At 39.0% G+C, this 13,078-nt stretch carries 12 protein-coding genes; 10 read left to right on the top strand and 2 right to left on the bottom strand.

The features are described from left to right. The first annotated feature begins 27 nt into the window (after positions 1–27). The 7 genes from E0H82_RS11605 to E0H82_RS11575 all read left to right on the top strand — a co-directional run bounded on the left by E0H82_RS11605 (position 28) and on the right by E0H82_RS11575 (position 6,500). On the top strand, positions 28–1,266 hold the full coding sequence (locus E0H82_RS11605) for an acyl-CoA dehydrogenase family protein (RefSeq protein ID WP_131264947.1): 1,239 nt from the start codon (positions 28–30) through the stop codon (positions 1,264–1,266). A gap of 55 nt (positions 1,267–1,321) precedes the next feature. After that, positions 1,322–2,443, top strand: a complete 1,122-nt coding sequence (locus tag E0H82_RS11600; RefSeq protein ID WP_131264946.1) for a phosphotransferase family protein — start codon at positions 1,322–1,324, stop codon at positions 2,441–2,443. Then, positions 2,440–3,138 (top strand): histidine phosphatase family protein, encoded by a 699-nt coding sequence (locus E0H82_RS11595; protein ID WP_131264945.1) that lies wholly within the window; start codon positions 2,440–2,442, stop codon positions 3,136–3,138. Before E0H82_RS11600 ends, E0H82_RS11595 begins: the two co-directional genes overlap by 4 nt. A 14-nt stretch (positions 3,139–3,152) precedes the next feature. Next, a complete protein-coding gene (locus E0H82_RS11590) occupies positions 3,153–3,896 on the top strand; it encodes an SDR family oxidoreductase (protein ID WP_131264944.1) in 744 nt (247 codons plus the stop codon). A gap of 568 nt (positions 3,897–4,464) precedes the next feature. Further along, positions 4,465–5,229, top strand: a complete 765-nt coding sequence (locus E0H82_RS11585; RefSeq protein ID WP_131264943.1) for a hypothetical protein — start codon at positions 4,465–4,467, stop codon at positions 5,227–5,229. A gap of 313 nt (positions 5,230–5,542) precedes the next feature. After that, entirely contained in the window at positions 5,543–5,893 is a 351-nt protein-coding gene (locus tag E0H82_RS11580; RefSeq protein WP_131264942.1) for a DUF3147 family protein, read from the top strand. A 22-nt stretch (positions 5,894–5,915) separates the two neighbouring features. Continuing rightward, positions 5,916–6,500, top strand: a complete 585-nt coding sequence (locus E0H82_RS11575) for a uracil-DNA glycosylase family protein (protein WP_131264941.1) — start codon at positions 5,916–5,918, stop codon at positions 6,498–6,500. Positions 6,501–6,526: 26 nt separating this feature from the next. Here the strand turns inward: E0H82_RS11575 and E0H82_RS11570 are convergent, their stop codons facing one another. Then, complete coding sequence (locus E0H82_RS11570; protein ID WP_131264940.1) at positions 6,527–7,390, bottom strand: DMT family transporter; 864 nt, start codon at positions 7,388–7,390, stop codon at positions 6,527–6,529. Positions 7,391–7,528: 138 nt separating this feature from the next. Here E0H82_RS11570 and E0H82_RS11565 point away from each other — a divergent pair, with 138 nt between their 5' ends. Continuing rightward, a complete protein-coding gene (locus tag E0H82_RS11565; protein WP_131264939.1) occupies positions 7,529–8,971 on the top strand; it encodes a PLP-dependent aminotransferase family protein in 1,443 nt (480 codons plus the stop codon). A 43-nt stretch (positions 8,972–9,014) separates the two neighbouring features. Here the strand turns inward: E0H82_RS11565 and E0H82_RS11560 are convergent, their stop codons facing one another. Further along, the gene (locus E0H82_RS11560) at positions 9,015–10,523 is read right to left on the bottom strand and encodes a phospholipase D family protein (protein ID WP_213073964.1); all 1,509 of its coding nucleotides are present in this window, start codon (positions 10,521–10,523) and stop codon (positions 9,015–9,017) included. A 167-nt stretch (positions 10,524–10,690) separates the two neighbouring features. Between E0H82_RS11560 and E0H82_RS11555 the strand changes: the two genes are divergently transcribed. Next, entirely contained in the window at positions 10,691–11,806 is a 1,116-nt protein-coding gene (locus E0H82_RS11555; protein ID WP_131264937.1) for an S-(hydroxymethyl)glutathione dehydrogenase/class III alcohol dehydrogenase, read from the top strand. A gap of 240 nt (positions 11,807–12,046) precedes the next feature. After that, a complete protein-coding gene (locus E0H82_RS11550; protein ID WP_131264936.1) occupies positions 12,047–13,072 on the top strand; it encodes a flavin reductase family protein in 1,026 nt (341 codons plus the stop codon). Positions 13,073–13,078: the final 6 nt, after the last annotated feature.

The raw sequence follows: 13,078 nt of genomic DNA, 5'->3' as shown, positions 1-13,078 counted from the left end.
AATATTCAAAATTCACAGGATAAACCTATGTTTGAACTCTCAGTACGTGCCAAAGACTATATAGAACGCACAAAAACATTTATTACAAATGAAATTGAGCCAATAGAAACTGAGTTTTGGAATGAAGTACATCGCTTGAATCCAAGTGGGGATTGGACTCAGTGGCAATGGCCAGCGCAATTAGAACAGTTAAAAGCTAAAGCTCAAGCAGCAGGTTTATGGAATATGTTCTTACCCGATCCAATCTTGGGTGCAGGGCTTTCAGTGCAAGAATATGCGCATATTGCAGAGTTAACAGGTCGTAGCTTAATTGCACCAACCGTATTTAACTGTAATGCCCCAGACAGTGGCAATATGGAAGTGTTATGGCGCTATGGTAGCGACCAACAAAAACAGCAGTGGTTAACTCCTTTATTGGAAGGAAAAATTCGTTCAGTATTTTGTATGACGGAACCCGCAGTCGCTTCGAGTGATGCAACCAACATGCAGGCAACTGCTGTGGTTGAGGGTGATGAAATTGTCTTAAATGGACGTAAATGGTGGTCATCAGGTTTAGGTGATCCAAACGCCAAAATTATTATCTTTATGGCGCATACGCCTGACGAAACTAAAGATCGTCATCATCAACATTCGATGGTTCTTGTACCGATTGATTCAGCAGGAGTAACCATCGAGCGTATGTTGCCCGTATTTGGGGATTATGATGCACCACATGGTCACGGCGAAATTAGCTTTAGTAATGTGCGTGTTCCTCTGTCTAATTTTGTCGGTGGTGCAGGTCAGGGCTTTGAGATTGCACAGGGTCGTCTTGGGCCAGGTCGGATTCATCATTGTATGCGTTGTATTGGAGCGGCAGAAAAATCATTAGAGCTGATGATTGACCGTGGGATGAGTCGAACTGCATTTGGAAAAGAAATTCTGAAACTAGGTGGCAACTTAGAGCGTGTTGCAGAAGCACGTATTGCGATTGATCAGGCACGTTTATTGACTTTATATGCTGCCTACAAAATGGATACTTTGGGCAATATGGCAGCCTTAACCGAAATTTCTGCCATTAAAGTGGTTGCACCAAGTGTATTGGAAAAAGTGGTGGATATGGCGATACAAATGCATGGTGGTGCAGGTGTTTCTCGTGATACACCATTAACTGCATTCTTTGCTCAAGCACGTAGTTTACGTTTGGCCGATGGCCCTGATGAAGTGCATAAAGGGATGATTGCAAAACTTGAACTGAAAAAACGTGGATACGGCGCGCGTAAAAAATAAAGCTGTGGTAAAACTAAGTAAAGCATTCATATTCTAAAAACCAGGGATAACAAGTATGTCGGTAATTGATGTAGGTGGCAGTGTACATGAAGGTGAAGAACTGGATGTACAAGCTGTAGAAGATTGGCTTAAGTCACAAGGCGTCGTGTTAGAAGGACAAGTTGAAGTCACACAATATTCTGGTGGGGCTTCAAATTGGACGTATCGCCTAAAATATGACAATACTGATCTCATTCTGCGTCGCCCACCCAAAGGGACTAAAGCAAAATCTGCACATGATATGGCACGTGAATATAAAGTGCAGAAAAACTTGGCACCTTTTTATCCTGTATTACCTGAAATGATTGGGCTTTGTCAGGATGAGTCAATATTGGGTTGTGACTTTTATGTCATGAAACGGATTGCGGGTATTATTCCTCGTGCCAAACTTCCACCCGAGTTGCATTTCTCTGAGCGACAAGTCCATCAGTTATGTGTGAATGTGATTGATAAACTGATTGAATTACATCAAGTGCCCTATCAAGGCACAGAACTGGAAAAACTAGGCAAAGGTGAAGGCTATTGTCGCAGACAGGTTGAAGGTTGGGATCAGCGCTTTGAGAAAGCACATACGCTCAATGTGCCGACTTTTAAATTTGTACGTAAATGGCTGATCGATAATATCCCTGAAGATTCGGCAACCTGTTTAATTCATAACGATTGGCGTTTTGATAATGTGATTTTAGATCCTGAAGATCCAACGCAAGTGATTGGCGTTTTGGATTGGGAGATGGCGACAGTTGGTGATCCACTGATGGATTTGGGTTCAGCATTAGCTTATTGGGTTGAAGAAAAGGATAGTAAAATTTTTAAAGCAACGCGGCGCCAACCCACCAATATGCAAGGGATGTTTACCCGTAAGCAAGTTGTGGAATATTACTTGGAAAAGACAGGATTACAGCTTGAAAACTGGACCTTTTACGAAGTGTTTGGCATTTTCCGTTTAGCGGTTATCGCGCAGCAAATTTACTATCGTTATTTTCATAAACAAACCAATAATCCTGCATTTAAAGATTTTTGGGTCATTATTCATGCTTTACATATTCGTGCATTGAAATTGATTGGTATGCAAAAACTAGAAGCTAATGAAATTGCACATAAATATATGGAAAAATTTAAGGACATCTTAGAGAAATGACCACCATTTATTTGATTCGTCATGGACAAGCGTCTTTTGGTGCTGAAAGTTATGACAAACTTTCGGAGAAAGGAGAATTACAAGCGCAACGATTGGGGCAATATTTCAAACAGATTTTAAAAGAATCACCGTATGTGGTCGCTGGTTCCATGCAACGACATCAGCAAACAGCGCAACTGGCTTTGGCGGAATGCTTCCCACATAGCCCAGTCGCGACAGATTCGCAGTGGAACGAGTTCAATCATCAGCAAGTTTTTGCTCAGTATGAGCCAAGATTCAACGAACCGCATTTATTAAAATCTGATGTCGCGCAGCATGTAAATCCGCGTGCCTATCTGGCAAAAATATTTGAAGGGGCAATAGAGCGTTGGACAGGCGGTGAGTATCATCATGAATATGAAGAGTCATGGCCAATCTTTAAAGATCGCGTCGAAACAGCATTACAAGAATTGTGTAATGAGTTAGCTCAAACCAAACCACGCTATGCAGTTGTATTTACTTCTGGTGGTGTAATTTCTGTAGCAGCAGGGAAGATTCTAGAACTGAATCCTAGTCGCACATTTGCATTGAACTGGGCGATTACTAATACCAGTATGACCACTTTGCGTTTAGTTGGAAATGAACCGCAATTACTCAGTTTAAATGAGCATCATTTTATTAAAGCCGATGACTCAGAACTTTTAACATGGATATAACAAGGATTTCACCCATGGCAAAAACCATTTTAATTACAGGGGCAAGTTCAGGTTTGGGCGCAGGTATGGCGCGTGAATTTGCTCAAAAGGGTTACAATCTTGCGATTTGTGCACGTCGTATGGAGCGCTTAGAGGCACTTAAACAAGAGCTTGAAAGTCAGTATGGTGTTCAAGTCATTGCAAAAACCTTAGATGTCACCAATTATGATCAAGTGTTCGAAGTATTTAAGGCATTCCAACAAGATTTTGGCAAACTAGACCGTATTATTGTGAATGCAGGTGTGGGTCAGGGGCGTCGTATTGGTAAAGGTAATTTTGAGATTAACCGCGTAACTGCCGAAACTAACTTTATTTCAGCATTGGCACAATGTGAAGCAGCGGTTGAAATTTTTCGTGCTCAAAATTCTGGGCATTTGGTGGTTATTTCTTCTATGAGTGCGATGCGTGGTTTACCAAAGCATTTATCGACTTATGCAGCTAGCAAAGCTGCGGTTGCACATTTAGCAGAAGGGATTCGCGCAGAACTCATTGATACACCAATTAAAGTTTCGACTATTTTCCCTGGTTATATTCGCACTGAATTGAATGATGGCGCAAAAAAATTACCTTTTGAAGTCGATGAAAAGACAGGTTCGCATTTACTCGCAGAAGCAATTGAGAAAGCGCCTGTCAAAGCATATGTTCCAAAGTGGCCGTGGCTACCGATGGGTTTAGCAATGAAAGTGTTGCCTTTACGGATTGTAAATAAATTGGGTTAAGCCAATAAACCATTCAAGCCTTGGCTTTTATGGTTTATTTTTGAATATTGATTCATCTTTATCATTTAATAATTTTCAGAAATTTATCAGTAGATGTTGTTACGGCCAATCACGTTAATATTAGCCTCGTTATTCGTTTTACAAGAAAAAAGTCAAGAAACCGACACTTTGCTGATCTTAACTAAGTAACTAGCTTGGCTCCTGAATGAAATGGTCGGCTGATTAATCACATGTTCGGGCTGGACGTAGAGTCATGATTACATTGATGAGTAGACCTCTTTCATAAATCAACAAATAATCATCAATTGGCAGTGAAATTAATATTGAAAGTTCCTTCTCCCTTTGGGAGAAGGTTAGGATGAGGGGATTTTTTTAATAAAATCCTCACCCTAGCCCTCTCCTTAAAAAGAAGAGGGAATATTCATTGTGAATTTATTATTGTTTAAAAAATGACTTATGAAAGAGGTCTAATGATATTCCGTTTAATAATTAGAAAAACACTAACTTTAAGTTTCGATTCATTTGTTTGCCATAGAATTATTATGAATAAAAAAGCTGGGTAAATACCATGGCAACTCGTAAAACCTTCGATGAAGCATTGAGTAAAGTACCTGAAGTTACCTTACTATTTTGGGTGATTAAAATTGCTGCTACAACACTAGGAGAAACAGCGGGTGACGCTTTATCAATGTCATTAAATCTAGGGTATGCAGTTAGTACGGGAATTTTTTCGATTATTTTTGCACTCTTTGTTGCGGCACAGATTAAGTCAAAACAATATAGTCCATTTTTCTATTGGGCAACAATCATAGCGACAACAACACTAGGAACAACAATAGCAGATTATGTTGATCGAACTTTAGGCATTGGTTATCTGGGTGGAAGCCTCATCCTTTTAGGATTATTGTTCACGTCTTTATTTATTTGGTACCGTAACAGTGGGTCAATCTCAGTAAATAATATTCAATCTGCTAAAAGCGAAGCATTTTATTGGTTAACGATTATGTTTTCCCAAACACTTGGTACAGCATTAGGAGACTGGACTGCTGATACTCAAGGTTTAGGGTATACAGGTGCAGCATTGATTTTTAGTGGGCTGTTATTGTTATTCACCTTTTTATATGTGTGGACAAAGGTATCAAAAACTTTCTTATTTTGGGCAGCATTTGTTTTAACTAGACCATTAGGTGCAGTTTTAGGAGATTTCTTGGATAAGCCTGTTAGTCATGGTGGACTAGATCTCAGCAGATTTGGGGCTTCATTGATCTTACTAGCATTCATCATCATGTGCTTGGTTATCTTTAAGTCGAAAGCCGCAAAATTAGCCCATTGAAATTCAGGCATAATACAAAGGCATCTTTTTATAAAAGTAAGGCTCGTTTTCCATATTTACTCTATGTAAAAGTGAAGCCCTTCATGAGATAAAGGATTTACAGTTTTATTAATCAAAATACAGGCTGATTTACTTCATTAAATGAAATGATGGTATGTATTAAATAGTTGAAATTAAAATAAGAGTTTAATTGGATGTGTTTCTAGATTTCTCAGATTATGTCTCTTATTTCGAGTAAAGAGTTTCATAAGTCGCTATAAAATTTAAACTAATTGAACTATTCTTGCTTAGATCATTTTACATGGAGAAGTGAATGCTTCCTCTGATTGTTAAATACGCAATAACAGCAGGTATGGTTATACTTATTTCCGAAGTAGCAAAGCGTAGTGACCGTTTAGGCGGGTTAATTGCAGCATTACCGCTAGTAACGGTTCTTGTTCTGATCTGGATGAAATTAGAGGGACAGGAACCTCAAAAAATTGCCAATCATGCTTGGTATACTTTTTGGTATGTCATACCGACTTTACCCATGTTTTTAGCATTTCCTCCATTGTATCAACGGTATGGTTTTTGGATTGCTTTAGGTACTTGTTGTATTATAACGATAATTATATTTTTGCTTTGGGCAAAGCTTTTACAACATTTTGGTATTCATCTCATTTAAATATAAGTGTTAATTTTAAGAAATGTCAGTTATAGAAACCCATCCACTTGAACCATTTTTACCAGTAAATGCAAAATTACTGATGCTAGGCAGTTTTCCACCGCCGAAAACACGCTGGAAAATGGATTTTTATTATCCGAATTATCAAAACGACATGTGGCGAATCTTTGGGCTGATCTTTTTCCAAGACAAAGCGTATTTTCTAGACCTTCTCAATAAGAATTTTTATGAGCAGAAAATCCGTGATTTCTTAACTGAAAAAGGGATTGCGATTTTTGATACGGCGTATCAAGTCGTGCGTTTAAAAGACAATGCCTCTGATAAATTTTTACATATAGAAACGCCGACCGATTTAACGGCTTTATTAGCCAAAATTCCTTTTTGTCAAAATATTGTCACTACAGGGGATAAGGCGACAGACACGCTCATGCTATCGATGCCTGAAAGCACGGAAAAACCAGTAATCGGGACAAGTTCACAGACTTTTTTTGCAGAGCGTGAGTTAACTTTATCTCGAATGCCATCATCTTCGCGCGCTTACCCATTAGCATTAGAGAAAAAAGCTGAAGCCTATCAACAGCTTTTTCAAAAAATCGGTTTAATTTAAGTCGATGTATCTTTCAAGTTAGAGCCTTAGGCATGCTTTTTGGCATAGAAGACACACATAATGACGGCAAAACACACGATAATCATGGCAAAATCGATAGATTCATGAAGTACTAAGGTGCAAAGTATGAGTCCCAAAAAGGGTTGTAAAAGTTGAATTTGCCCAACACGTGCAACGCCGCCTAATGCCAAACCTTTGTACCAAAATACAAAACCAATCAGCATACTAAAAAGGGAAACATAGAACAATCCTGCATATGCTGTAAGAGGAATAGATGCCCAATTGTCAGGATAATAAATTCCAAATAACAGCAACATTAAAGGCAAAGCAATAATCAATGCCCAGCAAATGACTTGCCAACCACCGAGCTGCTTTGAGAGTTGTCCACCTTCGGCATAACCTAAACCACAAACCAATACAGCAATCAGCATATATAGATCACTACTCAGATGAAAACTTTGCTGATCTTGAAACCACATAAATATGGCAACAAAGCTGCTGCCTATGATTGCAGAAAGCCAAAATTTACTCGAAGGTCTTTCGCCTGCACGTAATACCGCAAAAATGGCGGTAGCTAAAGGGAGTAATGCCAAAAAAACAAGGGCACGTGCCGCAGTCATGTTTTCTAAGGCAAGAGCTGTAAAAAATGGAAACCCGAACACAACGCCAAATGCAATCACAATTAAAGATCTAATTTGTTTAAGGTTCGGAAAGGGTTGTTTAAACAAAAGAAGGCATAACATTGCAAGCCCAGCAGCAATCACAGCACGAGCGCCTGTGAGAAATTCTGGACTGAATCCCACCACAGCAAGACGTGTAGCAGGCATAGAACCCGCGAAAATGACCATACCTAGAAAGCCATGTATCCAACCCATATTACTTTGCTTCATGCTTAAATCTCATTTTTGTATGATTCAATTACATGCCAAATCAGAAGCTCTAAACAGATACAATCCAGTACAATTTTAAATAACTGTATTGGTATACAATTTGTATTGTCAGAGATCTATTAACTTGAATACTCAGCCATGTATACGCAAAGCAAAATTGATATTGTGATTGAACAAATCAAATCACAAATTGCAAACCAACGTTTTGTTGCTGGAGCACGTTTACCTTCGGTAAGGCGTTTAGCGCAAGATTTGAATTTTTCTATTTCGACCGTGGTAGAGGCTTATGCACGCTTAGTTACAGAGGGTGTACTCGAGGCAAGAGCGGGTTCTGGGTTTTATGTTAAAGGACAGATGCAAACCAAGAAAATAACAGAACATCATGTTCAATATGATCGGGAAATTAATCCTTTATGGATTTCGCGACAATCTTTGGATGCGAATGATGAAGCGCTTAAACCAGGTTGTGGTTGGTTGCCTCCAGAGTGGATGCCTGAAAGCAGCTTGCGTAAAGCTTTAAAACATGCTGCTAAATCGTCTTTAAAGATGTTGGTAGAATATCCTGTACCGCATGGTCATATGGGCTTAAGGCAATGGATTGCCCGTAAAAATAATCAATATGAAATACAAGTTGAACCCTCACAAATCTTAATTACAGATTCTGGGACTCAGTCCATCGACTTAATTTTTCGTGTACATTTAAACGCTGGGGACGTCATTTTAGTCGATGATCCATGCTATTTTAACTTCCAAGCCCTGATTCAAGCCCATCACTTACAAGCAATTGCTATTCCATTTACAGCCCAAGGTCCTGATATTGAAAGTTTCGAACAAGCCTTACAATATCAACCTAAACTCTATTTAACCAATTCTGGAATTCATAATCCGACAGGGGCAACCTTATCTGTTCAAAGAGCATATCAAGTTGCCAAACTGGCTGAACAAGCCAATCTGCTAATTGTAGAAGATGATATTTTTTCAGAATTTGAATATGTTCCAGCGCCACGTTATTCCACACTTATGGGTTTAGGGCAAGTAATTCAAATAGGCAGCTTTTCTAAAACTTTAACCGCTTCACTTCGCTGTGGTTATATTGTTTCTAGTCAACAAGATATTGAAAAATATATTGATTTGAAAATAGCAACTAATTTTAGTAGTGGGCATTTGAACGCAGAAATTGTATTTGCGGCACTTATGGACAGTCAATATTTAAAACATATCGAGTCACTTAAAAAGAAACTCAACACGAGTATGGGATTGTGTATTCAACGATTAAGGCAACTGCGTATTGAACCTGTACTTATTCCCAAAGCTGGAATTTTCTTATGGTGTAAACTGCCTTCAGAGATTGATGCAGCAGAATTATCTCGACGCTGTTTAAAACGTGGATTAATTCTTGCTCCAGGACACGCATTTAGCCAATCAGAAGCTGCAAAATATCTCATGCGTTTTAATGTGGCGCAGTGTATGAATCCCCAAATATTTGAGATCATTGCACAAGTGATGGATAGCTTTAGTTTTGATCATGAAAAACCTAATTCCGAAATGCTGACCAACAACAATGAAACACAATCGAATTAAGCTTCTTAAATGAGAAAATAAATAGGATGTAATGATTATGTCATTACATCATCCATTCAATTGGTAAGTAAGACAAACTTTTAAAAGTAAATCGCTGAAACTTTGTGGTGTGTGGATCAACATTATATTCAGTCACTTGTCCATTTTCATGATGTTCGAGCCAAATGATTTCCCCTTGAGGGTTGAGTTTTAATTCATAGGCAATTTGGGGTAAATAGCGATCCGTCGCATGTGTAACACGGTTTTGTAAATGATCCGATTCGACCACCAAGCCCACTTCAGTATTTAAGTTCACAGAGCGTGGGTCAAAATTAAATGAACCAATAAAAACTTTGCCATCTACATCAAAAAATTTGGCATGTAATCTTGACGAACTTTTTCCTTTGGCAGGAATTGCATTACCTGTTAATACTTCATACCAAGTACGCTGTTTTCTTTGAATGTCTGGTTTAAACTCATAAAGTTGAATGCCATTTTTAAGCAGCTCTTTCCGATATTTTTGATAGAAAGCATGGACCAAAGCTACATCATTGGCTAAAAAAGAATTGGTTAAAACACGAACTTTAATATTTTGATGCGAAAGATTTTCAAGAAAAGCAGCTCCATCTTTAGTGGGTACAAAATAAGCCGATACCAATTCTAAATGTTCTTTAGGAATACCCATTGCATGTTTTAGTTGAGAATATAGCAATTTATCGTGTGCAATGTTGCCCAGCGTTTTTTCTGGATAATCAGCCAAAAATTGGGCTTTAACCCATTCAACCTGACGTTCCTGTAATTGCATCATGATTTGTTTTTGTGCAAAATCTAGTCGGTTAATAAACTGTTCTCTTTCTAGATCATTCATAGCATGACTTTTACGAAGTTGATCTAGTTCATCTGCGGATCCAATCCCAATCAATTGCTGTACTGAATAACTCAGGTCACTATTCCAGAAGTTAATAAAAATTTGATTGGCAGATTTTACGGCATTACCAAAGAACAAGATGTCCATATCGGTAAATTGAAAATCATCGCCTGCATCAAAATACTCACGACTTATATTACGTCCTCCCGTTACTGCAATGGCACCATCGGCAATAATTAGCTTGTTATGCATACGATGATTAATTTGTTTTAAGCGGAAAGCATAATCAATGACCCTAAAATTACGGTATTTGTAGGGGTTATAGAGTTTGATTTCGAAATTTGGATGTGCAACCAATTTTTCAAGTAGTGGATCTAATTTGGTGCCATTTTGATCATCAATCATGAGGCGGACTTTAACGCCACGGTCTGCTGCTTTTAATAGTTCAGTCAGCATCATATGACCTAAGGAGTCATCTTCCCAAATATAATATTGCAAATCGAGTGTGTATTTCGCCTCTCGTATTAAATGAATACGGGATGCAATGCTCATGAAGGCATCATCCAATGCTAAGTAGGCAGTTAGTCCTTGCTGAAGTTTAGCATCGGCATTCTGACGCTGTACCCAATGTTCGGTATGATAATTGGAAGCAGATTCTTTCTTTGCCTGATTTGGTGGAAGGCTACAGGCCGTAAGTGAACTCATACTTGCGCATAATAATAAGGAGAAATATCTGGTATTTTTTTGCATCTTGTTCTAATTCATTATTACCAATATAAATACATATTATCATGCTGTTATGGTTGAATTAAGGCTTAAAAAGCGGTTACTGTAGTCCATCTGTTAAATATCGATATAAGGATGAACATGGCATGAAATCACGTGCAGCCGTAGCCTTTGCGCCAGGACAGCCACTTCAAATTGTAGAAATTGATGTTGCACCACCCAAAAAAGGGGAAGTATTGGTTAAAATTACCCATACGGGTGTATGCCATACCGATGCGTTTACCCTATCAGGTGATGATCCAGAAGGCGTTTTTCCTGCTGTATTGGGGCATGAAGGTGCAGGTATTGTCGTAGAGGTTGGTGAAGGCGTAACCAGTGTTCAACCTGGCGATCATGTTATTCCACTCTATACCGCAGAATGCGGTGAATGCCTATTCTGTAAATCAGGTAAAACCAATCTTTGTGTTGCGGTTCGCGCAACTCAGGGCAAAGGTGTAATGCCAGATGGTACGACGCGTTTTTCTTATAACGGCGAACCAATTTATCACTATATGGGCTGTTCTACGTTCAGTGAATACACCGTTGTTGCTGAAGTATCATTAGCTAAAATTAATCCTGAAGCTAACCCTGAGCAAGTCTGCTTGTTAGGTTGTGGCGTAACAACAGGGATTGGCGCGGTACATAACACAGCCAAAGTACAAGAAGGTGATACAGTTGCAGTATTTGGTCTGGGTGGTATTGGTTTAGCAGTAGTACAAGGCGCGAAGCAGGCTAAAGCAGGTCGTATTATTGTCGTAGATATGAATCCTGACAAATTTGAGTTAGCCAAACAGTTTGGTGCGACAGACTTTTTAAATCCCAAAGACTATGAACAACCAATTCAGCAAGTGATTGTTGAAATGACTGGTTGGGGTGTTGATCATTCATTTGAATGTATTGGTAACACCAACGTCATGCGTTCAGCATTGGAATGTGCACACCGAGGTTGGGGACAATCAGTAATTATTGGTGTAGCTGGTGCGGGTCAGGAAATCTCTACACGTCCATTCCAATTGGTTACAGGGCGTAAATGGATGGGTACAGCTTTTGGTGGCGTAAAAGGACGTACACAGCTGCCGGGCATGGTTGAAGATGCGATGAAAGGCGATATTCAACTGGCACCTTTTGTGACCCATACCATGGGCTTAGACAAAATTAATGAAGCATTTGATTTAATGCACGAAGGAAAATCCATCCGTTCAGTCGTTCATTTTTCCGAATAAGTGAGTCTAGTCACTACAAAAGACCGAGCTTTTGCTCGGTCTTTTTTTATCTATATCTAAAATTTTTATGGAAGTAGATTGGCAAAAAGTAACTTTTGTTAGACAAAAAATGATAATAAATGCCAAATGATATGTTTTGTCCTGATCTGACATAGAGCACTACAACAGTTAAATTTATTGTAAACTCAGCAATAAAAGACAGTTGTATAAAAATATAGATTGATTCAGATGGGTACAATTATGGGAAATCATGTGCAATATAAGCCAGAGTGGATACGCGAAGACTTTGTCGATTTTATCGCAGAAAAAATTCATCCAATTTGGGCGTGGAAAAAAATTAAGGCTCAACTCATTGCGCGTAAAGCATTGAGTGATGATTTTATTCAGTTACAGTTACGACCAAATCAGAACTTTAGACCTGAGATAGCTCAGGCAGGGCAAAGCCTGCTGCTCACGGTTGTGATAGCAGGCGTTCGACAACAGCGAAGTTATTCTATAGTCGACATCCTCGACAATGGTGATGTGCTGATTGCCATAAAACAACAGGGATCTGTTTCAAGAGCTGTCACCAACTTAGCTTTAGGTGCAGTCATTGAAATCTCTCAAGCTCAAGGCGAATTTGTATTTAAACCACAATCGAGCCAAGCAAGCTTATTCCTTGCCTCAGGAAGTGGAATTACCGCCATTTATGCTTTAGTCAAACAGGCGCTGAAAAGCACAGAGCATCCTATCGATTTGATATATTTTACCCGTGATAATGCCTACCATGCAGAACTAGAAGTCTTGGCAGCACAATATCCGCAGTTTAAATATCATTCATTTAATACATTGAAAAATAAGCAACATGTTAGTGAATCGCTGCTTCAGCAACTCGTACCAGACTATCAACAACGCGAGTGTTATGCCTGTGGTGCGAATAACATGATGAAGCATGTGCAGCAGCTTTATGCCGATCAAAGCATCTCGCATTTGCTCAAGACAGAATATTTTAAAATCCAGATTGATCAAACACTCGAAGCGCAACCCGTGACTTTCCTCCGTGCACAACAAGAGTTTTTAGCCACAGATAATTTGTTGGAAAGTGCAGAAAAAGCAGGGCTTAAACCCGCACATGGCTGCCGTATGGGAATTTGCAATACTTGTTCTTGCACCAAAGTACAGGGGGTAGTTCGAAATGTGCTCACAGGCGAAATTGATGAGCAGTGTAATACTCAGATCAAACTGTGCATTTCACAGGCGATTAGCCCAGTTGTGATTAATTTATAAAAGTTT

It is taken from the genome of Acinetobacter sp. ANC 4910 (assembly GCF_004331035.1).
In the GTDB taxonomy this organism is placed as follows: Bacteria; Pseudomonadota; Gammaproteobacteria; order Pseudomonadales; family Moraxellaceae; genus Acinetobacter.
This window is presented reverse-complemented; position numbering and strand designations above follow the sequence as displayed.